Genomic DNA, 23071 nt, shown 5'->3' with positions numbered 1-23071 from the left:
TTGTTTTTTATAGGTTTTTTAATGGTTTATATTCCTTAATAATTCTCAAGACCTCTTTTTCGGTGGTCGTTAGATCCGTGGTGGTATTGTTTTTATTCGAATCACCCAAATCTAAAAGCAGACTGCCTTGCTCATATTTTTTCACCACCAATGGGTGCACATAAAATGTGCGGCAAACATTTCTTGTATTGCCTAGTTCCTTTGCCGTCTTATCAAATGCGGATAGAATGTTCTTTTTGATTTCTTTATCAGAATTTGCTCTAGGCATATCCTGTAAGGCTTCATAGAATATAACAGTTCCCGCCCATGTTCTAAAGTCCTTTGCAGTGAAGTGGTGCCCGCTTATCTCATGGATATACTCGTTTACCATACCACTATCCACGTTAGTTTTTGTTCCATCTTCCTCAAAGAATTGAAAGAGCTCCCAACCAGGTATTTCCTCGCACTTGCCTACAAGATTTCGTAGCTTTTTGTTTCTTAAGGTTATTTTGTGCTTTTTCCCCTTTTTTCCTGTAAACTCAAACCGGAGTTTCTCTTTGAAAAACGTTATATGTCTTCTCCTAAGGGTAGAAAGGCCGTAGGTCTTATTCCTCTTGGCATATTGCTGGTTACCAATTCTAATATGGGTCTCTTCCATAAGTTTAAGAATTAGGGCCATCACTTTGTTTTTAGGCCAACCTTCTAAGAGTAAGTCTCTTTCTATATTTTCCCTAATCTGTGGAAGCGTCTCCCCAAAATGCCGCATTTTAAAAAATTTGGTGCGGTTCCTTACTTTCGTCCAGGTTGGATGATATTTATACTGTAGTCTATTTTTAAGGTCATATCCTATGGCCTGGAGATGGGCATTGGAGATGGAAGAAATTTTTACATCCTCCCATGCAGGAGGAATGACCAGTTGGGCAATTCGCTCCAACTCGGATTTTTTTCGAATTGGTTTTTTATGAAGTATGTAGGCAAACTTTTTTCCTCTTCTAATTCTTAGGATGGTTAGGTTTTCCCTTTGTACATATTTTAAGTCCAAGTGAGAGGCTGCCTCGCTGGGTTGAGTCATAAGTTTATCTATGAAATCTATATCGTAAGAAACATTGGTGGTCATAGAGTACTCTTAATATTAATGTGCTAACTGCGAAAGAAAAAAAATGACTCAAGTATGTTTTACCATACGAGAATCATTTTTCAACCAATCAACCAAAATTCTATTTCTCGTAAATCACTTTAGTATCCTTCATGTCATTCTCAATTTCAGACATATTGCTTACATATTCATACTTACTGTTGAACATGTTTTCTCGGTCTTTGACCAACGATGTAATATTTAACATCCAATTCGGTGCTTTAAGTACCACCTGATCTGAAACCCTCATGGTTTTATCATCTATGGAGGTATCCGTACTAGTTAATTCTGACACTACATAAAGCTTGTTTCCTGAAGCATATATCTTTTTGATATCCAATTTGTGCTCCGTATTCGTAACTTCTGCCTCAACCATAATAGTTCTTTCTGCTACCTGTGTACTATCTCCTTCTGGCATGTCAAAATCTATATAGGGTACTTCCACTTCCTCTTCTTCCATGACAACGACCACTTTAGGTACGTTCACGGTTTTGGTGGTGGTTCCCACATCAATGTCTGCCCAATTCACATCGTATTCAGGTAACTCCCCGGCATCGGCCATTACATCTACATCCACCTCCGGCAATTCACCTTTTTCTTCTTTTTTTATATTACAACTTGTAATAAGAGCTCCCACTCCCATAATCAGTATTAATTTCTTCATTTCTCTTAATTTTATGTTCTACTTCGATTCACTACAAATTTAAAGGTCATATACCTATTCCCTTTGCTGTATCCCTAGGATTCTTGACGTTAATAAAATAGGCGGTTTTGCGTATTATCACCCCTTTTATAAACAGTAATATTTTTATTTTTTGAGTCACTCTAAAAGAGCCTAAACAACTATTTTAGGATATTTGAAAAAACTGAAGAAAGCCATCGGAAAATGTTATTGATGGATCAAATCCCTAATTAGGACATATTATATGAAAGCAACCCCTACCTTACTGTGTATACCGGATATTAGTGGTTTTACGGAATTTATGAGCGGAACTGATTTCGATCTTAGTTCCAAGGTAATCCCTACCCTTTTAAACAAAATAATATACTCCAATAAAATCGGTCTTAAGGTTTCCGAGATTGAGGGTGATGCCGTATTGTTTTTTAAAACGGGGAAAATGCCATCCATAAGGAAGCTTATAGAGCAATGTGAGAATTTCTATTTGGAATTTTATGAGCAATTGGAAACACTTAAAAACCAATTTAAAGAAGAGAAGGACGCCCCAAAAATACCCGAGGTTTTGGGTTTAAAAATAATTCTACATTATGGGGAAGAAGTAACCTCCACAAAGGTGGGCAATCGAATAAAATTGTTTGGCGAAGATTTGATAGTAGCCCATAGACTTTTAAAAAACAAGATTAGAATGGATGAATATATCTTGATTAGCGAAGGACTCTCCAACTACTATAAAGAACATGACCTTGATAAAGAATTTGATTGGGGAGAGCTTAAAAAGAACTACACGGAATATGACCATGTAGGCAAAATACATTACCACTATATCAATTTGAAACCTCTAGTACAACGATAACCGCTTTTACTGTTAAATCATAGCTAAAATTTGATTCGCGTCAAGGGTTGTTCCTATTGAGATAAGGGCATTTGAGGCTTGATTGTACCTTAGTTTTAAATAAAACTATTAATCAAAATATTAAGATATGAGCTATTTAAGCATAGATAACAAAAAGGTAGAGCCGGTAGTGGAGGAGTTAAATATACTACTGGCCGAATACAACATTTATTATCAGAATCTAAGGGGATTCCACTGGAATGTTTTAGGTAAGAATTTCTTTGATCTACATGAAAAATTTGAAGAGTTATATACGGACGCCAGGGTCAAAATTGATGAAATTGCCGAACGGATACTTACCCTTAGACACCACCCAAAAAGTATGTTTACTGAGTATTTTAAACTTTCAAAGGTAAAGGAAACTTCCTCTTTGATCAGTGATAAGAAAATGGTGGAGCACATTTTAACCGACCATGAATTTATTTTAAGACAAATGAACAAAGTGGTCAAAAAAGCCGATGATGCAGGAGATGAGGGTACCATAGATATGATGGGAGGCTACATCGCCAGTTTAGAAAAAGTAAGTTGGATGTTAGACGCTTGGCTAAAAGATACACGGGATCAATTATAAAGTTTGACTTTATGGCCAACGAAAGCTCCTTTAATAGGAGCTTTTTTTTGCTCATAACCTTCAGAATGGTGCTTAAAAAGATCTATATTCTATTAGAATGGAATTTTAAAATTTAGAAATGTCATACCTTGCATTCCATTCATGGTCAATCTAGGTTGAGCTTTATTTCAAGGAAATTAAGATATGATTACAATTAAAACTGAAGGAAGCTCTACGAGCGATAATGTTAGGCAGATACAGGAACAAATCGGGGGCCAGCTTACCGAGAGATGGGGGGAATACACATTATCGGTAAATAACGTAAATGCTACAGGCAACATTCGCTTTATTCCTTTTGAGTGGGGGGTCACTTTACTTGAGTACGACATTACCTTTCATGATGATGTAATTTTTGAAAGTAACTATGCCGAATACAACCCCATTCGGTTTTATTATTGTTTGGAAGGGCATTGTGGCCATAGGTTTGAAAACCAACCTGAAAGCGCATTGAAACAAATGGAACAGTTTCAGTCGGTAATCATTGCCAATACAGATGATACGGCCAGTTTGGGATATTTTTCTAAAGGAGTAAAACTGGCTATTAATGTGATTTTAATTACCCGTAAAGAGTTTTTAAAGAAGCGGTTGAACGGAGTAGAGGAGTTAAATAAAAAGTTATATCAAGTTTTTATGGATACGGATCATGAAAGGAGATTTGCTTTTTTTGGGTCCTATAACTTAAAACTAGCCAATAAGATTTCGGCTTTAAGAAAAGTCAAAAACAAAAATGGCATGATTAGAATCATGCAGATTGAGGGGCTGGTCTATGAGATTTTGGCCATGCACATAGCACAACATGAAAAGGAAAGTAAAAGTTCCTTGCCTGAAACATCTCTATTGCGACGTGAATTGAAAATAATTAGGGAATTGGCCAATAAAATTGCTAAAAATGTCTCTAAAGAATATACTTTGGAGCAGCTCTCAAGAACATCTCGGCTTATCCCAGGCAAAATTACAGGAAGGTTTTAAGTTGTTGTATACTAGAACGGTAACCGAATATATTAGGCATGCACGTCTAGAGGCCGCTAGGGATTATCTTAGTAATTCGGACATGAATATTTCACAAGTGGTGTATTCTATTGGATTTAGTAGCCGTAGTTATTTTTCTAAGATATTCAAGAATAAATATGGTATAAGCCCCAGCGAATTTCACAGTAATGTGAAAAGGCCCTTGTCTCTTGAGGTGATATAAGATTGGGATGCCTATTTAAGGATTTTCTTGATCAAATACAAGATACCATATTTTTTGACGAAGGAAATAGAGGTAGAAAGCCAGTTGTAAGGGCTTAAATCTTCCTTTACCTCTTGCTTGAGCCCTTTTAGTTCCTCTAGGGCAATCTGTCTTTCTAGGTCTAGCCTTTCAAGATCATATTCTATTTCATCAAAATTCCGGTACATAAAGGTTATTGGTCAATTAATTAAAAAATTTACGGGATAGTTTCTTCACGATGGCATTATCAATTTTCCTCCTTAATCTGAAGAGGATGGCCACGAGAATAAAGAAAAGGCCCGCTACAAGAAGACAGGAGTACACCATACTTCCAAGAACATTTCCTAAATAAAGCGTTCCACCAACTGTTAGGAACAAGATTCCTAAAAAGGCCAAACTACCGAGGATGGCCATTTTACAGAACATTCCGGTAGTTGATGCCAATTGGTGAAACACCTTAAGTTTATAATACTCCTGTGTCTTTCTATAAAACTGTTCACTTAGGTCAACAGCCTTATTGGAAGTATTGTTAAGTGATTCAAAAACTCCCATTTACGAAGTTTTTTGAAGTTTTTTGTTTTTTGCTTTTAGCTCCGCCAACTTTCTTTCCAACGTAGTAATAACGTCCTCGGTTTTGTAACTGACATCGGATACTAAAGATTCCACTCTATGGTCAAGGGTTTGTTTTTCCGATGCAATACTGCTCGCTACCCTATCCTTTAGACTAATGGCGTTTTCCGTTAATTGATCTTTAGTTTCATTTGCCTTATCGGCAATTCTTTTCCTAGTTATTTCTCCCTTTTCAGGTGCATATAAGATACCCAAAGCGGCACCGATTGCAGAACCGGCGATGATCGCTAAAAGTGTATTTCCACTATTATTACTCATAATGATTGATTTTAAGTTTATATATGATGTCTTTCATCATTTATAGTACAAAGGTGTAATTAATCGAGGGTGTAGCTTAGCTCAAACAAATTAAATATTGACGGCAATGCTTAAAGCGTAAAAGGGTTAACAATTTAAGGGAAAGAACCAACGGGATTCCAGCCTTGAATTTACCTTTGTTGGTCATAAAACTATAGAAATGTCAACCATTTGGTCAAAAAACCCATTTACAGGTGAAAATATTGAAGCGTATACTAAGGACACTTCACATACGATAGAACAGAAAATCAAATTAACACAATCGATTCAAAATGAATGGTCGAATAAAACCATTAAAGAACGATGTAAATTATTGGACAATGTTTCCAGTTTATTGTTGGAAAGAAAAGAAGAGTACGCCCAACTTATGACGGCAGAAATGGGAAAACCAATTTCACAGAGTATCGCTGAAATAGAGAAATGTGCTTGGGCCTGTGATTTCTATGCCTATAATGCAGAAGACTTGTTGGCCGATGAAATCATAGAAACGGATGCGGAAGAAAGCTTTATTAGCTATGATCCATTGGGATGCATACTGGCAGTTATGCCATGGAACTATCCTTTCCGGCAAGTTATTCGTTTTGCCGCGCCTACATTGACTGCTGGGAATACGGGCATACTTAAACATGCCCAAAATGTACCGGGATGCGCCAAGGCTCGGAAAAACTTTTTCTGGACGCAGGTTATCCTCAAGGTTGCTTTCAAAGTGTTCTTGCTGGTCATGAAGAAATCGAGCAGTTAATTGCACACGAGACTATTAAGGCGGTTACATTAACTGGAAGTGAAAAAGCAGGCAGGGGAATTGCACAAACAGCAGGTAAAAATTTAAAAAAGACCGTTTTGGAGCTTGGAGGTAATAATGCCTGTATTGTTTTTGAGGATGCCGATTTGGATAAGCACCTGAACACTATGGTAAAGGCCAGGATGCAAAATACAGGTCAAAGTTGTATCGCTGCCAAACGGTTTATTGTATGTTCAGAAATCTATGATGAATTTGTAGATAGATTTACAGAAGCGGCAAAAAACCTAGTAACGGGGAATCCCTCGGAAAAAGACACGTACATCGGTGTATTGGCCAGGGAGGATTTAGCAAAGACCTTAAAGAAACAGGTAAATGAATCTATCGAGAAAGGTGCTAAACTAGTTTTAGGTAATCAAATGGAAGGTGCATTTTTTGAACCAACAATACTAACAGAAGTAGTGCCCGGAATGCCAGCATTTGACGAAGAAACCTTTGGGCCCGTGGCATCCATAATAAAAGCTGATAATAGGGAACACGCCATTAGCTTGACCAATAATTCGAATTACGGATTGGGTGCTATGTTATTTACCGAAGATATCGAAGGGGCATTGGATTTGATTCCTAAGATTTCGGATGGAGCATTTTTCATAAACGACATGGTAAAATCAGACCCTAGATTGCCCTTTGGGGGTACTAAAGCATCCGGGTATGGTAGGGAGCTTTCAAGAGAAGGAATCTTGGCTTTCGTGAATAAGAAAACAGTTTACATTAAAAATTAAAAACATGAAACAAGGAGAAGAAAAAACAGAGTTTGTAAAAGACCCTGAAAAGGAAAAACGTGGATACATTTTTCAAAAGGATACAAAAACCAAGCTGGGAACCGCCATTGTCATTGGCTTCTTAATACTTATGATTATAGGTGTGGTCCTCAGTGGAATTGCCTTCGATTAGGATTTTTAGCCTATTGTAAACCTAATTACGTATATGACAAAACCTCACAATTTAAGCACAAAATTCATTCATTTATTTATAGGTCTCTTAGGAATGTTCTTCCTAATATTATTGGATTCTTGTGCTACCTTCAAAGAGCATCAAGAAATTCCATTGGCTTCCAAAAATCCAAGCCAGGAAATTAGCTATACATTTTTTTTGGCTGGAGGCTACGGTAATGCTGTGGATAATTCGAACAAAAAATTATTGGAACGCTTTATATCCGAAATAAATAAAAGCGGAAAGAATAGTACTGTAATTTTTACAGGTGACAACATCTCTACTAAAACAGATTCTTGGACTAAGGACAGTACATTCGTAACGGAACAAATGGATTTGGTGAAGGAATTTAAGGGGAATACCATTTTTCTTCCAGGAAACAATGAATGGAAAAGTTATGACCTGGATAAAATGGAAAAAGTTGAGGATTACCTTAAGGACATCGATAAGGATGGGATTGAAGTATTTCCGGAAAATGGGTGTCCTTTGGAATATAAGGTTATCAACGAGGACCTTGACCTTATTCTTATAGACTCCAAATGGTTCATTTCGAATTGATCCGGATTGAAGGACATCAATAGGAAATGCCCCAACATAGTAACTAGAAGAAGGTTCATGGAGGAATTGGAGGGTTACATCAACGATGGTCAGGGAAAGAATATTGTAATTGCCATGCACCATCCGGCTATGAGTAATGGTACGTATGGTGGAACGGAATCTTTTAAATCACACATTACCCCATTGCCAGTTTTGGGAACACTGCGCAACGCAGTTATGAATCTTGGAGCCTTCAATCCAGATCATTTGAACTCTAGAAGATATAATTATTTACGAATTGCAGTGAGTGCCTTGGCACAGGCCAATGATAGAATTACCCTTGTTTCTGGACATGAGGAAAATCTTCAATTGTTGTCTCGGGGAGGAATTCATCAAATAATAAGTGGATCGTTTGGATCCAAAAGTCCTACAAAAATTGAGGAAAAACATATAACCGCCATTGGCGGATTCATGAAGTATAAGGGTAAATATGCTTATGGTGAAAGAGGGTTTGCACGATTGGATTTTTACAAAGACGGTAGCTCCAAGGTTACCTTTATTACTGAGGATTCTCTTGAGAAGGACAAAACCTTTGATGTATTAAATCCTAAGGAAAGGGAGAAACAGTTCAGCAATTTTGATGAAAGTTTAGGGAAGACATATACGGCACCTATTCTTGATGATCCAAAGGATTATGAAAAAAGTGGTTTTTATAAATTTTTGTGGGGAGAAAGATACCGTTCCTATTTCGGGAAGCCCGTTGAGGCACCAGTGGTAAAATTGGATACGCTTTATGGCGGACTTCATGTAGTAAAGGAAGGTGGGGGACACCAATCCTTTTCCTTACGCCTAGAGGATGATAACGGCAAGCAATACGCCATGCGCTCTTTGAGAAAAAGCGCCCTTAAATTTTTAAAATTCAAGTTGCCTGGAATTTCATATAATTCAGATGACTATAGGGATACGTGGACAGAGGAGGTAATATCCGATTTTTTTACGACGGCCCATCCCTTTATGCAATTGGTGGTGAATCCGTTGGCCAAGTCGGTTGATATCAATCATTCGGACACCTATTTATATTATGTGCCCAAGCAGACTCAATTGGAGCAGTATAACGAAAACTTTGGGGATGAACTTTATTTTATCCAACGTCGCCCCTCCGACGAGCAATTTAACTATAAAGGGTATAGGAGAACAATTGATAATGTTACTGGTACGGTCAAGGATTTTGAAAGTACCACCGATATGCTTGAAAGAATAAAGCGAGACGAGTCCTTTGCCATTGACCGAGAAAAATTTTATCCGTGCACGGGTTTTTGATATGTTGATAGGTGACTGGGACAGGCACCAGGATCAATGGCGCTGGATAGAGTATGAAACTCCTGATGGCGAGACGGAATTCATGCCCGTTCCTAGAGACCGCGATAATGTTTTTCCCCGGTTTGATGGTTTTGCCGTCAAATTTGTAAAACTCTTTGTTCCCACAACCAAGAGATGGCAAACCTTTGATGGAGAAATTGATAATGCCAAATGGCAGAATATGGGAGGGAATAAATTAGACAGGGTATTATTGACCCAATATGGAGTGGATGCCTGGGTAGAGGAAGCTACCTATATTCAAGAAAATATGACGCCTCAGGTTATCGAGGAAGCGTTTAGAAAATTACCGGTCGAGGTAAGGGACGGCACCTCGGAGTTTCTTAAAAATAGTTTGCAGGAACGGCTGAAAAACTTGCCGCAAAAAGCAAAGGAATATGCAGAATATTTAAATACCGTGGTAGCCGTAGCCGGTACGGAAAAGGACGACCTCTTTGAAGTGGAAAAGTTGCCGGAAGGAAAGTTGTCCGTGACACTGAAAAGGCTTTTGACGGATGAAAAAAACGAGGTTTTCTTTCAGCGAACCTTTGATGAAAACGAGACTAAGGAAATCAGGTTATATGGTCTTGGGGATGACGATGTTTTCAAGGTGAAGGGGGATGCAAATACAAGTATAAAAATAAAGATCATAGGCGGATATGGAGAGGATATTTATGATATAGAAAACAAGAAAAGACTAAAAATCTACGACTGGGAACATGAGAAAATAACTTTTGAGGAAGAAGAACCAAAAACCCAATTGAGTGATATTTACACTACAAATAACTATCATTGGCGTTATTTTAAGCCCAATACCAATGTTATAATGCCCAATATTGGATTCCGAACGGACGACGGGGTATTTCTAGGAGTCTCGAATACCTACACGGTGAATGGTTTAAATGGAAACGATTTTAAACAAAGGCATACCTTGAGAGCCAAATATTATTTTAATTTCCAAGCTACGGAGCTTCAATATTCCGGTGAATTTGGAAATATTTTTCCGAAGTGGAATTTTATAATGGATGGTTTTTATACCAGTGACAGATATGCCGGAAACTATTTTGGAACTGGTAATGATACATTCAATAACGAGGATAATTTGGGAAGGGATTACTACCGGGCACGATTAAAGCAGTTGAAGGCAAGTGCCGGAATTTCGTATTATACCTTAAAAATAAGGGGCCTTTTTGAATCTTTTAAAGTGAATGAAAATGACCAGAGACTATTTAACCCTGGCAATTTGAGTCCAGATTTGTTTGAAAACCAAAGTTATGGAGGTGCGGAAATATCTGGATATTATGATAATGAGGATGCCGACGATTTTCCCACAAAATCCATTTACATAGGCCTACGTATGGGATATAAGGCCAATTTTACTTTAAAGGATAACAATTTTGCCTATGGTTCCTTAAAACTTGGTTTTAATCATAAATTAATATCATCTGGCGCTTTAGTATTGGGTAGTACTGCCGAATACAGTACGGTTTCCAAATCCAATGATATTTTCTTTTACCACACACCTTCCATTGGGGGCGATAATGGTCTTAGGGGCTTTAGGGATGAACGATTTACGGGGCGGTCTGCTTTTTATCACAGTTCCGACTTAAAATGGAGAATTAAACGCTATATAACAGCCGTTTCACCAGTAACCATAGGTATGTTTGGAGGGTTCGATTACGGAAGGGTATGGAGCTCTAACGAAAGCTCGGATACTTGGCATACTTCCCAAGGTGGCGGTTTGTGGATCAGTAGTTTAAAAGCATTAACTTTTAATATAGGGTATTTTAACTCGAATGAGGGAAACATGATCCAAGTTGGATTCATAGCCCCATTTTAAAGAATCAGAAATTAATTTTCATATGGACACGATTGTATCGAAAGCTGAAAGTTTCGTGACCCAAAAGTTGGGTAAGGAAATTGATGCTAACTATTTATATCACAACCTAAGACACACCGAAAGGGTGGTCAAAAGTGCCAAGGAACTCATAGAAGGTGAAGAGGTCGAAGAAAAAGATCAGGAGAAATTAATGGTGGCCACATGGTTTCATGATCTTGGATATCTAAATTCTCATGATGCCCATGAAGAAGAGAGCTGTAAAATGGCGCGTGAATTTTTAGAAAAGGAAGGTTGCAAGAAAGAATTTATAGATGAGGTTTGCCGATTGATTTTGGCCACAAAAATGAACTATGAGCCCAAGAACGATTTGGAGGAAATCATGAGGGACGCCGATTCTTCCCATTTTGCCAAAAAGAGCTTTTTACAGACCTCTGAGTTGCTGCGCGAAGAGTTGAAGCTTTTGAAACTAAAGGAGTATACAGTGGATGACTGGCGTGAGGAGAACATACACCTCTTAAGGGTCAAACACCGGTATTACACAGAACATGCAAGGAAAAATTGGCAAGAAAAAAAGGATAAGAACATCAAGAGACTTGTAAAGGCCAAGAACAAAAGTAAAAAACTGGTGAAGAAGGAAAGTCTAAAAGCCAAGTTCAAAGGTCAGATACCGGATAGAGGGGTGCAGACACTTTATAGGGTTACCCTTAGAAATCATATTAAGCTAAGCGATATTGCGGATACAAAGGCGAATATTTTATTATCCGTCAATGCCATTATCATTTCATTATCCTTGGCCAATTTGATTCCGAAATTGGACAACCCTACCAACGACTATCTTTTCTATCCAACCTTTATCTTCATTTTTTTCAGTATCATTTCCATGATTATGTCCATTTTGGCTACCAAACCCAATGTAACCAGTGGGGAATTCACGGACGAGGATGTGAAAACCAAAAAAGTAAATCTTCTGTTTTTTGGTAACTTCCACAAAATGAAGCTGGAGAAATATCAATGGGCCATAAGTGAAGTAATCAAAGATCAAGAATATATCTATTCTTCCTTGACCAAGGACCTTTACTATTTGGGTATTGTTTTGGAAAGAAAATACAGGCTATTACGATGAATCTATACCGTATTTATGATTGGAATGATTTTATCTGTTATCGTATTCGCTATTGCATTAAAGTTTTATGGACCTGAACAGGTTTTGGAATTGCCACAAATGCAAAAATAATAGCGGTATGAAATTATATAAGATGCTCTTTAGCGCCTCATTGATACTCTTTACGGGCTGTTCTAATGAAGCCAAAAGTCAGGTTCCTGATGAAGTTAAAGCTTCTTTTAAGGCAAAATATCCAGGAGAAAATGACCCAGATTGGCGTAGGGACAAGAATGGAAATTTTGAATCACACTTCAAAAAAGATGGGGAACACTATAGGGCAGATTTTTCTCCTAACGGATCATGGATAGAAACTGAAAGTAGTATTAAGAAGAAAGATCTTCCCAAACCCATTATCGAGGTCATCAAATCAAACTTTGACGAAGATGCAATTGTGGAAATTGAAAAAGTTGACCATAACCAGAAAGGTTTGTTCTATGATGTGGAATTTAAGATTGATGGTAAAAAGAAAGACGTGGAATTTAATAAGGACGGGAAAATTATCAATTGATCTTAAAATCCATTTTTGGACAATAGAATTATGCACAATACAATGCCAATTGCGGCAACCACTATAGAAAATTTAATGGTCAGGATCAGGGGAGAATTAGGTTTCTCCTTTGAAGTTATCCTATAACTTAGTTTTTCCTTTTGCATTTTCGATTTGCTTGTTGGGCAAATGTATTTTCAAACCGTTAAAAAAATTAACTCTTTTAACAAATTTTTTGTTTTGAAAACCTCCAAGTAAAAAACAATAAGTATTTGATAGCCTATAGTTTGTGCCGCCGATATTATTAAAATATTTCTTTTTTGGATTAATCTATGGTCTTCGTAACCTATAATTTTAGTTGGAAAGATTAATTTCCTATGTTTTCAATAATTTATCGGTCAAAAGCGGCAGATGGATTGCTTGATGAAGAAATTCAGCAAATGATGCAAAAAGCAAGCCATTATAATGCTCAAAATGCCATCACTGGCTGTTTAATCTACCACAATGAAAGTTTTATCCATTTGCTTGAAGGTGACGAAAAACTCGTTCGCAAATTATTTGGAAGAATAAGTAAGGATAGACGGCACCAGGAAATTGTGTTATTGAACCTAGAGGAAAATAACTTTCCCTTATTCTCTAAATTTTCTACGGTTAATAATAATTTCAAGGATGTATCCGATCAGGTACGGCATAAACGAATGCTATTCCATCAAATTTTTCATGGGGCGGATATTGTAAAATCACCAGGATCTTCCAAATTAACGCTGTGGGCTCAGGTCAATAATTTATTGAAAGTGGAAAATAAGCTGTCCTTCGGATAGAAGATAAAAAACCATTACATTTCAGGTGGAATTTATAATTATTTTGTTGAACGCTATCTCCCTTAAAATATGAAAAAACTTATTCAGATAATCGGTGCTTGGTATGGTGCTAGAAAAATTGGTGGTGGAAAATGTGGTTGTATAGGAACCATATTTGTCTTCTTGATTCTTTATTGGATTTTTGGCTATGTTCTTAATTATTTCTAATTCAGGATACCATTTCATGCTAAGATATTTTTCGCAGGATTGCGAACATAAAAAAGCCGGGAAATCTCCCGGCTTTTGTTTACACGTAGCCACAATCTATTTATCGTCCATTTCATCATATTCAAACTTTTGACCACCAATAGATAAGTCTGCCATTAACCCTTTTTTGGGCTTGGTAAATACTGCAACACCATCTTTGTAATTAGCGTTTGCCGCAATACCTTTATCTATGGCTATTGCTGTGGCATTGGCAGATAGTTCATAATTACCGTCCTTAAAATCATTTAGGGCCTCTTGGGTCTCAAAAAAGATAATTTCTGTGAGAGCCTGTCCACCAGCTTGCAAACCTATGTCCACTTTTTTTAGACTGGCCATCCCTTTTGCCATGCCGTTTTCATAAAGGACACCGTTTCCGGAAGCTCCTCCTACAATCAATCCACCTTTGCCCACATTTGGGAAAATTACATAGCCGGAAGAATTGTTGAAAAACCTATCCATTCCGTCCATTTCCTTAAGTTCCATTTTGGCCTTTTCAGCGTCGGCCATCACTTTTTTATCCTTGTCGTTTTGTGCAAATATGTTTGCAGATGCTACAAATAACACGGTAGCGATAATTGTTTTAAGTTTCATAATATGTGTTTTTAATTATACAAATAGTAGGAACAAAAAGGAATATTCTTGGGAGTCCTTTTATTGTTCCAATCCAAAAATAAGAGCTAAAAAGCACTATCGCTGCCGTTATCAATGACAATATTGATTCTATAACCAATTAGTTGAATTTTAGATAATTACGTTGTTAAAGAACTCAAAAAAATTATGATTTTATTGGGTTTTATTTCTTAGAAATTTAGGTTCAACTTATGTGTCTTTAACTAATTATAGGTAGTTGTTGAAACGAATCAATAAAGTCATCAATCAAGTTATTCCATATTCCTTTTTATAAGTACATTAATGATAGTTGAATCATTAAAATTAAATATCATGAATAAAGAACAATTAGAAGGAAAGTGGAAACAAGTAAAAGGCGAGTTCAAACAAAAATATGGCAATGTTACCGATGATGATACCACTTTTGCTGAAGGAAAATTTGACGAAATGTTAGGTAGACTTCAAGAAAAAACAGGAAAACGGAAAGAGGAAATTAGAAAGGAAATAGAAACTTGGTAATCGCCTTTCTGTTATTAAATAAAAAGAGCCCTTGGGTAAAATCCCAAGGGCTTTCTTTTATACCTTGGATTATTCACTCTTATTGTCTCTTCCAGCTTACTTAAGCTTTTGTCTTAAATTAGGTGACTAATGTCATTTATTCTGAGATATATTTGACTTATTTTCCTTTATTGTGCATACTTAGATACACAAAATTTGATAGGTAATGTGGACATCCATCCTTCTTGGTATTTATATTTTGATTACGGTGTCCATTGTTATTGCCATTGTTCTTCATGGAGCAAGACCCTCCAAAAGTTTAGCTTGGCTACTGGCCATTTTCGCAATTCCCGTTGGTGGTATTATCCTTTATTTACTGTTAGGAAGGAACAGAAGAAAAAATAAGCTGGTACAGCTAAAAAGGAATCTTTTCGCCAAACTACCTAAACCCAATGGTGATCAGATAAATGCTTTTGAAGGAAAATATCGAAAGTTAATGACCTTATTTTACAATAACTCTCACTTTCCTCCAGTAGGTAATAACGATTTGCAATTGTTGAAAGATGGTAAATCTACTTTTGATGCCATTTTTAAAGCGTTGGAAGAAGCCCAAAAGGAAATCCACATTCAATACTACATATTTGAGGAAGGGGAATTGGCAGATAGATTACTTCTGCTTTTTAAGAGAAAATTGGACTTGGGGGTAAAAATAAGATTGATCTATGATGGTATTGGTAGTTTTTCACTTAGTAAGGCATATCTAAAGAAATTGATGGAAATGGGTGTGGAGGTGTATCCCTTTCTACCTTTTAAATTTGGACGTTTTTTCTCTTCCCTCAACTATCGAAACCACAGAAAAATTATTGTGGTAGACGGCCGAACGGCCTTTACTGGAGGAATCAATATATCTGATAAATATTTAAAGGGAGATCCGGCTTTGGGTAAATGGCATGATATGCATGTGAAGGTGGTAGGGCCTGCCGCCAATCATTTGAACCAGGTTTTTATGATGGATTGGTATTTGGTTTGCCAAGATTTATTGGAACCTCTTGAAAATCCTATTGGCATTTCCAAAATAAAAAACGATTCTTTGGTTCAAATTGTTTCCGGGGAATCGGATGATGATTTTCCCGCCTTGGAACAGACCTATTTTTCCATCGTAAATACGGCCAAAAAATATGTGTATATTACTAATCCTTATATAATTCCAACCCAGGCTCTCATAAAAGCCCTGCAAACAGCGGCGCTAAGTGGTGTGGACGTGCGACTTATGGTTTCTGAAAATGCCGATAACCGATTAGTGAGTTGGGCCGTACATTCCTATTTTGAGTCGTTCTTAAAATCGGGCATAAAAATTTATTTATTTCCCGATGGATTCCTTCATAGCAAAATCATCGTAAGTGACGATGCCATATCTTCCATTGGTACGGCCAACTTGGATGATCGAAGTTTTGAGCAAAACTATGAGGTAAACGCCATTGTATATGAAAAAGAGTTCGCCGAGTTATTGAAGAAGGATTTTTTAAAGGATTCCAGTACCAGTAAAATGCTATCCTATGGTGAATACAAGGAACGTTCTTATATCAAGAAACTAAAGGAAGGAATAGGAAAAATCTTTAGTCCCTTGTTCTAATTAAACCTTTAAATGATACTATACGCTGATCTAAAAATCTTCTATAAAAATTAAATCTTGCTCTTCCAGTGCGGTAACCACGAGTTTGACGTAATCGTTTATGGCTTTGTTTACGTTGCTGGGATTCATAATCTCTATGATGCCACGCCAAATCATAGCCCTTTCCTTGCCCTCACAAATGCAGTATAAGGTTGTTTCGGCATAGTATATTTTGAAGTTTTCGTAATAGGTGTCGTCAAAATATATGCCTTGATGCGTTAGATAATCATCGTTGAATCTCGTTTGTCCATTTTCCCAACGAGATACTGATTTTAGGAAGGTTTCCCTATTTTCCGAACCCGTAATCTTTGTAAATAGAATGGCGTCAAATCCTTTATCCAATAAACTTTGCTCTACATTGTCCAATTCTTGCTCACTTTTTTTGGAATCCGTGAAGGCTATGTCAAAAACATCCAAGCTTTTCCAAGCTTCGACATCTCTTTTTTCAAATTCCTTTTGAAGTTGCTTTTCAAAGGTGTTCCGCGCATTTTGATCTTGGGTCATACCTACCAAAAGAACTTTGTTGGCATTGAACAGGATCAGTATCTCGGATCTTTCCAGTTTTCAATCAAACTGGTAGAGGAACATCCCATGAATAGAATAACGATTATTATGAGCAGTGTTTTTTTCATCAGCGGGTATCTTACGTTTACGTCAAAATTACAATTTGTATGGTATCTTAAAAATGACAAAAATCATATGGACGATATCACTATTTTGGATTAACATATAACTTCTATAGTCTCATATAGTTTTGGGATTTGGCAATTCCAACCTTTCACATCTTTAAGTTTTACCCTAAATGCATCCAATGCAGTTGGTTCTCCGTGGACCGAAATATTTTCTCCGGTACATTTTCTATCGAATCTAGCCAATGGAGCAATTCATTTTGGTCCGCATGGGCCGACAGACTTTCCAAAAGATGGACCTTAGCCTTTATAGGATAATACTTTCCAAATATTTTAAGTTCATGTGCCCCATCCAAAAGCTGTCTTCCACGTGTTCCTTCAGCTTGGAAACCAACTATTAAAATATGGGTTGTTGCTTTTTTGAGCATCTGCTGCAAATAGGTCAAGACTCTTCCTCCAGTGACCATACCACTACCGGCGATGATTACCTTGGGCCTGGGGTCATCAATTGTTTTCCAGGTATCCGCGTAGGAAGAAATAAGGTTAAAATGACCTACCATGGCATGGTATTCTGCAATGGATAGGTTATGCCAACCCGGGAATCTTTCAAAAACGGAAAGTACGTTATTGCCCATGGGGCTATCCACAAAAATTGGAATGTTTGGGATTTTGTTCTTCTTAAAAAGTAACCATAAAGTGTACATGAGCGATTGTAAACGTTCAACGGCAAAGCTGGGAATGATAAGATTTCCCCTTTCTTGGATCGTTTCTTTAATTAATGAGCTTAAAATTTCAGGTACATCTTCTTCTGGATGGAGTTTATTACCATAGGTACTTTCAAGAAAAAGGTAATCCGCCCATTTAGGTCGGTCTCGGAGGCGACAAGAGCAGGTCTTTTACTCTTCCTATATCCCCTGAAAACACAAATAATTTTTCAAAGATTTCCAATTCAATATAGGTTGCACCTATGATATGGCCATTATATCTAAATCTGACCCGTAAGTTTTCCGAAAGCGAGATCCATTGTCCTTTTTCACAGGATTTGAAAAGGGTAAACGTTTTCTCGGCATCCTCTACGGTATAAAATGGTTCTGCAGGTGAATGTTTGCTATACCCCTCCTCATTGGCCGCTTTAGCTTGTTCTTCTTGGATTTTTCCACTATCCATAAGAATAATCTTGGCAATGGCTAGAGTTGGGATCGTTCCTAAGATTTCCCCATTAAAACCTTCTTTGCGTAATCTAGGAAGGTAGCCGGTATGGTCCAAATGTCCATGAGTTAGCAAAACAAAATCGATTTCGGAGGCCTCTATTGGTAAAGGATGCCAATTGATTTTCCTTAACTCTTTTAACCCTTGAAACATACCGCAATCTACCATGACATTCACCTCCGGGGTTTCCAAATAAAATTTTGATCCTGTAACGGTTCCGCTAGCTCCCGGAAAATGAATTTTAACCTTCCTCATATCTTAAAGATTACAGAGTTGTCCTATTTCATCCAATATTTTTGTTTTTCGGTTCTCGGAAATACCTAGGTGATCAAGGAAGAATTTGTCCTTAAGGAGCTGCCTGCAAAGGACAACATCTCTATTAAGAAGGAACTGTTTTTCCCTATTGCTTAAAAGTGTGGAGACGGTTATTGGATAAAGTCCCAATCGGTCAATTCTGTCCTTTAGCGCTTCATTTTTTGGGTAGTCCCAGCTTAAAAGGTGTAGGTTGGCACATGTTCCATATTTAATGGCATCTTCCGTAAACCTGGTATTGGTAACCACCCATCCCTTTTTCTAATTTCTTCTTTTCTTTTTTATTGTTTAACCATTGTCCGTGAACGTCATTGTATCTAGAATGTATATACAACGGCACTTTTACATTGCAGTTAAGGCTTTTGTCATTATGAAATTTACATTCAATGATTGTTACGGAATTGTTTTTCTCAGCAAGTACATCTATTTCGTGAGTTACACATAATCCCTTTAAAACAACTCCCACTTCTACCTGATACCCGGAATATTTCAAAATTGCGGCAACAAATCGCTCAAAAGGGAACCCTGTCGGCCCTAACTCATAAATGGCCTTTTTGAGTTTGTACTTTGAGGCAAAAACGGATTTTTTCCTTTTTAATAGAGCATATGCCCGATTGTATATTTCATTTGTGGTGATACCTTCATAGACTTCATCCTTCACTTTCGCAACTATACCCTCGACCAATTCATGATCCGCTCCACTTCTTTTTAAGGAGTTTCTCAGTTTATCCATGGAGAATTCCATTCTTTCCCCAGTGGATTTAAGCACCTCAATGGTAGATTCTTTCATTTGCCGTTTTTTAGTTGCACCTCAAGTTCCGGTATTTTTAGAAGCTGTAGTGTGGTGGAGGCCAAGATTACTTTACCGTTGGTTTTTCTTAGGGCCTCTTCTATAATGGAAAACAATTTGTTTTTAGTGTCCCTTCTTAGTTTGTAGTCGGTAATATATCTAAGGTTCAAAGTAATCCAATTATCTGTAAGTTGAGCAGCTATGGTAGGTTTTATGGTAGCATTTTCAATATAATACCGTTCTACCATTTCCTGCCATTTGGCTTTGGATTTTTCCGAATAATCAAACAAAAGCTCATTTGATTTTTCCAAAATAATCTTTTTGGCTAGTTCAATATCGGAGTCGTAGGTGATAAGAATATTCAGTTCATCCCAAACAAAAGGGAAGTCCATGGAGTAATTTTTTATTGGCCCCTTAAATACAAAGGCATTACTGATTTTTACAATTCTACCAGAATAATTGTCGCTGCTTACCCATTCCCCCATTTCCATTAAGGTAGTATAGATACTGTCTATATCGATGACGTCGCCTTTAATATTGTTGATTTCTATTCGGTCACCAGGTTTATACACACGCACGAAAAAGATATAAAAGGAACCAGCCACGCTTAAAATAAGCTCTTGTAGGGTAAAGGTAACCCCAGCCGTAAATAATCCAATGATAATGGTATAGTCCTTAATTTCGTTCAAGGTAATTGCCATGAATACCATAAGAACAATCAATAAGTAGCCAATGATTTCTACCCCTTTTTGTGCCTTATACCTAATAGAGGTATCCTCGATTCGCTTTTTGAGAATTTTTCTTAGAAAACCTATAAGTAGAATAATAAACAGAATGGATATTCCAAGTTTGACAAATTTTAGAACTACTGGATTCTCAAAAAGTTTTACGAATTCATCCATGGGCTCTCGGTTTATCTATTATTGAAAAAATCTCGGACTAGGGCCCTAGTCTGATTTTCGGTCATACTATCCACTTTTTCAACGGCAACTATTTTCTTGCCAATAGACGGATAGCTTTCCTCTAATTCTTTTCTAAGTTTTTCATTGATGTCCGCAGGATCAAAAAGTGCAAGGGCATCGACATCTGACACTGCATTGGCTACTTCTTTGAAGTACTTTTTAAATTGCCTTTTTTCTTTTTCCAAATAATTTCGCTCATGGGTTATGTCCTGTGTTCCGCCCCATTTTGCCCTTGAACCGGACGTGCTGGTTCTGTTGAAAAATTCAATACCAGAAGCTATTTTAGTCAAAGTGTCACCTTCTTCATGTAGGCTCACTATCCATGCGTTTTTACTGTCCAACCAAATACCTATACTTTTCATGTCTAATAGTTTTAATGGCTTTTACGGATGTTCTATGAGAGGTGTAAAAGCGTCGATTAGGATGCATATAATTTAGTTTTAAAATGGTATTTTAAAAATGATATTTATCACTCCCTATTTGGCAGAATTAGGAAGGGCACTTCCGCATAAATACTTAAATCCATGATTACGGGCTTTTTAAACAAACGCTCTATAAAACTCTTTTTAGTGTAAACGAGGGAATACATATCTACTTTCCTGGTCTTAATAAATCTGTCAATCACCTGTGCCTTATCCGAAAACTCATAAATGGATGCGAAATCATGATTTATTCTCTTCAAGGAAATATCCAGTAGTTTCTTGTTGGATGTTTGCAGGGTAGATAGAAATTGCTCTTCGCTTATATGTAAGACTTTAACGGTGGCCCCAAGGTATTTTGCCAGCTCCAAAAGGGGCTCTAATGTTTTTAGGCCACAACCTTTCTTCAGGTCGGTGATAAAGGCAATTTCCTTCGGTTTTTTGAAGTCTATTTCTTTTGGAACGGCCAAAAGAGGGCATTTTTTTAAGTTGTGAATAATATGGATCGTATTGCTGCCCATGAAAATTTCCTTGGCTCCAGTATTTCCTTTGTTGCCCATGACCAATAAATCTATTTTAAGATTTACCGTGGTTTGTGAAATTACCGTATAAAGCGTTCCTGGTTTGGCCAAAGTTTGAAATTCATGTAGCTCATTTTTATTATCCAAATGTATTCTATGGAATGTTTCTTTTAGTTTTTCCATAGATCCTTTTTCCAGGGCCTCCACTTTTTCATTTTCGTCTAGTTTTCGATTATTGCTTGATAGCAAACTAGACGGCTTTTCAAATACATTTAGAATATAGAAAATACATGGCCGATTCTCTAAAAGCTGAGTTACATAGAACAAGGCGTTATAGCTCTCATTGGAAAAATCTGTTGCCACAAGTACCCTAAAGGTCTTCATGCGTTATAGTTGTGGAATTACCAAAAAAGGAACGTTTACATGAAAACCTATTTTCTTTATAGTAGGTTCAATAAAAAGACGCTCAAAAAACGTATGCTTATTTTGAACCATGACCGAGAAAATCGATTTTTACCTTTAATTGAAATTTATTGATTGCCGTAATAATTTCATCACTTCCTACATCGTGAAACAATCCATTGTTTCCCAATAATGTTTCTAGGGATTTCCGATTTTTGGTTTGGGTCGGATTAAGTTTCAATTCGGTGAAAACATGCATCACATTAATCTCTGAGTTATGTTCCTTAACAATTTGTAACAAAATTGCCGGATTTTCCTTTGTCAATGAAACCTCAAAATCAGAAGGAAATAGAATTACTTTTGGTTTTTCAAAATCAAAACCTTGTGGTATGGCCAAAACGGGGCATTTACTGTTCTTAAGTACGTGTACCGTATTTGTGCCAAGCAGTATTTCCTGAGCTCCTGTGGCACCCTTGGTTCCCATAATGACCAAATCTATTTTTTCAGCTTCGGTAATTTGGACAATCTCATTGGTCAACATGTTAAATGCAGAATGGGTAATGAAAGTGTGCAAGGGATTTTTAAATTCATCCTCCAGCTTGGTTTTTAATTCTTTGAGGCTCTTTTCTGATTCTTCTTTAATCATATCACCCAGGCCAATTTGTCCTGGGCTCCCCAAAATATATTCCGTGTGATACACGGGTGGCATATAGGTGTTTAAAATATAGAACGTACAGGATACATTTTTGTAGAGGGATAATGCATAGGTAATTGCCTTAAATGAATTATCCGAAAAATCCGTTGGTAAAAGAATTCGTGTCATAACCTTGAAATTTAAGTAATTAAGTTACGGAATCTTTTGTCTTAAATTGATGATAATTGTCAGGTATCCATCATTTGAAAATTAGTAACTTGAATATTAAAATTGTTTAAAATGAAAAGCTCTTTTAAGAACATTATAGATTCTGAAGTTCCGGTATTGGTTGATTTTTATGCCGATTGGTGCGGATCCTGTAAAATGTTGGCACCTATTCTTAAGCAGGTGAAGGATGATATGGGGAATGGCTTAAAAATCGTTAAAATAGATGTAGACAAAAATCAAAAATTGGCCTCAAAATATAATGTTCGGGGAGTGCCAACCATGATGCTCTTTAAGAATGGAAAGCAATTATGGAGACAGTCAGGGGTACTTCAAAAAAACGATATTATCCAGATAGTGAGGCAACATTCCTGATATACCCAATATCTTTACCAGGATTATTTTTCAGGCAAGAATAGAACAGGAATATCAGAATGAAAAGCTATTTTATTTACTACGGGTTCACCAATCAATTTTTCCCGGAAGGTATGTTGGTGCCTAATGATCCCTAAAATATCCGAAGTTCTATTACTAACGTATTGCCCAATGGTGTAAGCTGTGCTAGACTTGAAAGGA

At 37.0% G+C, this 23071-nt stretch carries 28 protein-coding genes and 2 pseudogenes; 17 read left to right on the top strand and 13 right to left on the bottom strand.

Going from position 1 to position 23071, the window contains the following annotated elements; translation table 11 throughout:
• Window positions 1-7 precede the first annotated feature (7 nt).
• Both NYZ99_RS16130 and NYZ99_RS16125 read right to left on the bottom strand, forming a co-directional pair.
• Window positions 8-1096, bottom strand: a complete 1089-nt coding sequence (locus tag NYZ99_RS16130; protein WP_260572292.1) for a DNA topoisomerase IB — start codon at window positions 1094-1096, stop codon at window positions 8-10.
• 100 nt (window positions 1097-1196) lie between these two features.
• Window positions 1197-1778, bottom strand: a complete 582-nt coding sequence (locus NYZ99_RS16125) for a hypothetical protein (protein WP_260572291.1) — start codon at window positions 1776-1778, stop codon at window positions 1197-1199.
• A 262-nt stretch (window positions 1779-2040) separates the two neighbouring features.
• Between NYZ99_RS16125 and NYZ99_RS16120 the strand changes: the two genes are divergently transcribed.
• The 4 genes from NYZ99_RS16120 to NYZ99_RS16105 all read left to right on the top strand — a co-directional run bounded on the left by NYZ99_RS16120 (window position 2041) and on the right by NYZ99_RS16105 (window position 4487).
• On the top strand, window positions 2041-2646 hold the full coding sequence (locus tag NYZ99_RS16120) for a DUF2652 domain-containing protein (RefSeq protein WP_260572290.1): 606 nt from the start codon (window positions 2041-2043) through the stop codon (window positions 2644-2646).
• A gap of 127 nt (window positions 2647-2773) precedes the next feature.
• On the top strand, window positions 2774-3256 hold the full coding sequence (locus NYZ99_RS16115) for a Dps family protein (RefSeq protein ID WP_260572289.1): 483 nt from the start codon (window positions 2774-2776) through the stop codon (window positions 3254-3256).
• Between the two features lie 183 nt (window positions 3257-3439).
• Entirely contained in the window at window positions 3440-4264 is an 825-nt protein-coding gene (locus NYZ99_RS16110) for an AraC family transcriptional regulator (protein ID WP_260572288.1), read from the top strand.
• Window positions 4185-4487, top strand: a complete 303-nt coding sequence (locus tag NYZ99_RS16105; RefSeq protein ID WP_260572287.1) for a helix-turn-helix transcriptional regulator — start codon at window positions 4185-4187, stop codon at window positions 4485-4487. Before NYZ99_RS16110 ends, NYZ99_RS16105 begins: the two co-directional genes overlap by 80 nt.
• A gap of 11 nt (window positions 4488-4498) precedes the next feature.
• Here the strand turns inward: NYZ99_RS16105 and NYZ99_RS16100 are convergent, their stop codons facing one another.
• Genes NYZ99_RS16100 through NYZ99_RS16090 form a run of 3 tightly spaced genes read right to left on the bottom strand, consistent with a single transcriptional unit; the run spans window position 4499 to window position 5393 of the window.
• Window positions 4499-4693, bottom strand: a complete 195-nt coding sequence (locus NYZ99_RS16100; RefSeq protein WP_260572286.1) for a hypothetical protein — start codon at window positions 4691-4693, stop codon at window positions 4499-4501.
• Between the two features lie 16 nt (window positions 4694-4709).
• Window positions 4710-5057, bottom strand: a complete 348-nt coding sequence (locus tag NYZ99_RS16095; RefSeq protein WP_260572285.1) for a hypothetical protein — start codon at window positions 5055-5057, stop codon at window positions 4710-4712.
• Complete coding sequence (locus tag NYZ99_RS16090; RefSeq protein ID WP_260572284.1) at window positions 5058-5393, bottom strand: YtxH domain-containing protein; 336 nt, start codon at window positions 5391-5393, stop codon at window positions 5058-5060.
• A gap of 199 nt (window positions 5394-5592) precedes the next feature.
• On the opposite strand from NYZ99_RS16090, the gene NYZ99_RS22185 reads away from it, so the two are divergent.
• From NYZ99_RS22185 to NYZ99_RS16050, 9 genes are all read left to right on the top strand, one after another.
• Window positions 5593-6174, top strand: coding sequence for an aldehyde dehydrogenase family protein (locus NYZ99_RS22185; RefSeq protein WP_338039061.1), 582 nt, complete (start codon window positions 5593-5595; stop codon window positions 6172-6174).
• Window positions 6078-6953 carry an aldehyde dehydrogenase family protein gene (locus NYZ99_RS22180; protein WP_338039060.1) on the top strand — a complete coding sequence of 292 codons (876 nt, stop codon included), beginning with the start codon at window positions 6078-6080 and terminating at the stop codon, window positions 6951-6953. The genes NYZ99_RS22185 and NYZ99_RS22180 overlap by 97 nt, the downstream gene beginning before the upstream one ends.
• A gap of 4 nt (window positions 6954-6957) precedes the next feature.
• The gene (locus NYZ99_RS16080) at window positions 6958-7125 is read left to right on the top strand and encodes a hypothetical protein (protein WP_260572283.1); all 168 of its coding nucleotides are present in this window, start codon (window positions 6958-6960) and stop codon (window positions 7123-7125) included.
• A gap of 33 nt (window positions 7126-7158) precedes the next feature.
• Window positions 7159-7722, top strand: a complete 564-nt coding sequence (locus tag NYZ99_RS16075; RefSeq protein ID WP_260572282.1) for a metallophosphoesterase — start codon at window positions 7159-7161, stop codon at window positions 7720-7722.
• Window positions 7723-7779: 57 nt separating this feature from the next.
• Window positions 7780-9021: a hypothetical protein gene (locus NYZ99_RS16070; RefSeq protein WP_260572281.1), complete on the top strand. Its 1242-nt coding sequence runs from the start codon at window positions 7780-7782 to the stop codon at window positions 9019-9021.
• Window positions 8984-10897, top strand: coding sequence for a ShlB/FhaC/HecB family hemolysin secretion/activation protein (locus NYZ99_RS16065; protein ID WP_260572280.1), 1914 nt, complete (start codon window positions 8984-8986; stop codon window positions 10895-10897). Before NYZ99_RS16070 ends, NYZ99_RS16065 begins: the two co-directional genes overlap by 38 nt.
• A gap of 22 nt (window positions 10898-10919) precedes the next feature.
• Window positions 10920-12020 carry a Pycsar system effector family protein gene (locus NYZ99_RS16060; protein ID WP_338039059.1) on the top strand — a complete coding sequence of 367 codons (1101 nt, stop codon included), beginning with the start codon at window positions 10920-10922 and terminating at the stop codon, window positions 12018-12020.
• Between the two features lie 118 nt (window positions 12021-12138).
• Window positions 12139-12567, top strand: a complete 429-nt coding sequence (locus NYZ99_RS16055) for a PepSY-like domain-containing protein (protein ID WP_260572279.1) — start codon at window positions 12139-12141, stop codon at window positions 12565-12567.
• A gap of 356 nt (window positions 12568-12923) precedes the next feature.
• Window positions 12924-13367, top strand: coding sequence for a BLUF domain-containing protein (locus NYZ99_RS16050; RefSeq protein ID WP_260572278.1), 444 nt, complete (start codon window positions 12924-12926; stop codon window positions 13365-13367).
• Between the two features lie 303 nt (window positions 13368-13670).
• Here NYZ99_RS16050 and NYZ99_RS16045 read toward each other — a convergent pair whose 3' ends face one another.
• Window positions 13671-14204 carry a lipid-binding SYLF domain-containing protein gene (locus tag NYZ99_RS16045; RefSeq protein WP_260572277.1) on the bottom strand — a complete coding sequence of 178 codons (534 nt, stop codon included), beginning with the start codon at window positions 14202-14204 and terminating at the stop codon, window positions 13671-13673.
• Window positions 14205-14555: 351 nt separating this feature from the next.
• Between NYZ99_RS16045 and NYZ99_RS16040 the strand changes: the two genes are divergently transcribed.
• The gene (locus NYZ99_RS16040) at window positions 14556-14741 is read left to right on the top strand and encodes a CsbD family protein (protein ID WP_260572276.1); all 186 of its coding nucleotides are present in this window, start codon (window positions 14556-14558) and stop codon (window positions 14739-14741) included.
• A 205-nt stretch (window positions 14742-14946) separates the two neighbouring features.
• Complete coding sequence (gene cls / locus NYZ99_RS16035; protein WP_260572275.1) at window positions 14947-16353, top strand: cardiolipin synthase; 1407 nt, start codon at window positions 14947-14949, stop codon at window positions 16351-16353.
• 30 nt (window positions 16354-16383) lie between these two features.
• On the opposite strand, the gene NYZ99_RS16030 is transcribed toward cls, so the two are convergent.
• A complete protein-coding gene (locus NYZ99_RS16030) occupies window positions 16384-16896 on the bottom strand; it encodes a hypothetical protein (protein ID WP_260572274.1) in 513 nt (170 codons plus the stop codon).
• On the opposite strand from NYZ99_RS16030, the gene NYZ99_RS16025 reads away from it, so the two are divergent.
• Window positions 16888-17118, top strand: coding sequence for a hypothetical protein (locus NYZ99_RS16025; protein WP_260572273.1), 231 nt, complete (start codon window positions 16888-16890; stop codon window positions 17116-17118). The genes NYZ99_RS16030 and NYZ99_RS16025 overlap by 9 nt on opposite strands.
• Here the strand turns inward: NYZ99_RS16025 and NYZ99_RS16020 are convergent.
• The 6 genes and pseudogenes from NYZ99_RS16020 to NYZ99_RS15995 all read right to left on the bottom strand — a co-directional run bounded on the left by NYZ99_RS16020 (window position 17115) and on the right by NYZ99_RS15995 (window position 22459).
• A pseudogene (locus NYZ99_RS16020) lies at window positions 17115-18485 on the bottom strand (MBL fold metallo-hydrolase RNA specificity domain-containing protein). The gene NYZ99_RS16025 and the pseudogene NYZ99_RS16020 overlap by 4 nt on opposite strands.
• A gap of 3 nt (window positions 18486-18488) precedes the next feature.
• Window positions 18489-19332, bottom strand: a pseudogene (locus NYZ99_RS16015) (ATP cone domain-containing protein).
• Window positions 19329-20234, bottom strand: coding sequence for a mechanosensitive ion channel family protein (locus tag NYZ99_RS16010; RefSeq protein WP_260572272.1), 906 nt, complete (start codon window positions 20232-20234; stop codon window positions 19329-19331). The pseudogene NYZ99_RS16015 and the gene NYZ99_RS16010 overlap by 4 nt, the downstream one beginning before the upstream one ends.
• A gap of 11 nt (window positions 20235-20245) precedes the next feature.
• Window positions 20246-20656 (bottom strand): hypothetical protein, encoded by a 411-nt coding sequence (locus NYZ99_RS16005; RefSeq protein ID WP_260572271.1) that lies wholly within the window; start codon window positions 20654-20656, stop codon window positions 20246-20248.
• A gap of 107 nt (window positions 20657-20763) precedes the next feature.
• On the bottom strand, window positions 20764-21618 hold the full coding sequence (locus NYZ99_RS16000) for a universal stress protein (protein WP_260572270.1): 855 nt from the start codon (window positions 21616-21618) through the stop codon (window positions 20764-20766).
• 97 nt (window positions 21619-21715) lie between these two features.
• On the bottom strand, window positions 21716-22459 hold the full coding sequence (locus tag NYZ99_RS15995) for a universal stress protein (RefSeq protein WP_260572269.1): 744 nt from the start codon (window positions 22457-22459) through the stop codon (window positions 21716-21718).
• Window positions 22460-22570: 111 nt separating this feature from the next.
• Here NYZ99_RS15995 and trxA point away from each other — a divergent pair, with 111 nt between their 5' ends.
• Window positions 22571-22870, top strand: coding sequence for a thioredoxin (gene trxA, locus NYZ99_RS15990; RefSeq protein ID WP_260572268.1), 300 nt, complete (start codon window positions 22571-22573; stop codon window positions 22868-22870).
• Window positions 22871-23071: the final 201 nt, after the last annotated feature.

It is taken from the genome of Maribacter litopenaei (genome assembly GCF_025244665.1).
Taxonomy (GTDB): Bacteria; Bacteroidota; Bacteroidia; order Flavobacteriales; family Flavobacteriaceae; genus Maribacter; species Maribacter litopenaei.
This window is presented reverse-complemented; position numbering and strand designations above follow the sequence as displayed.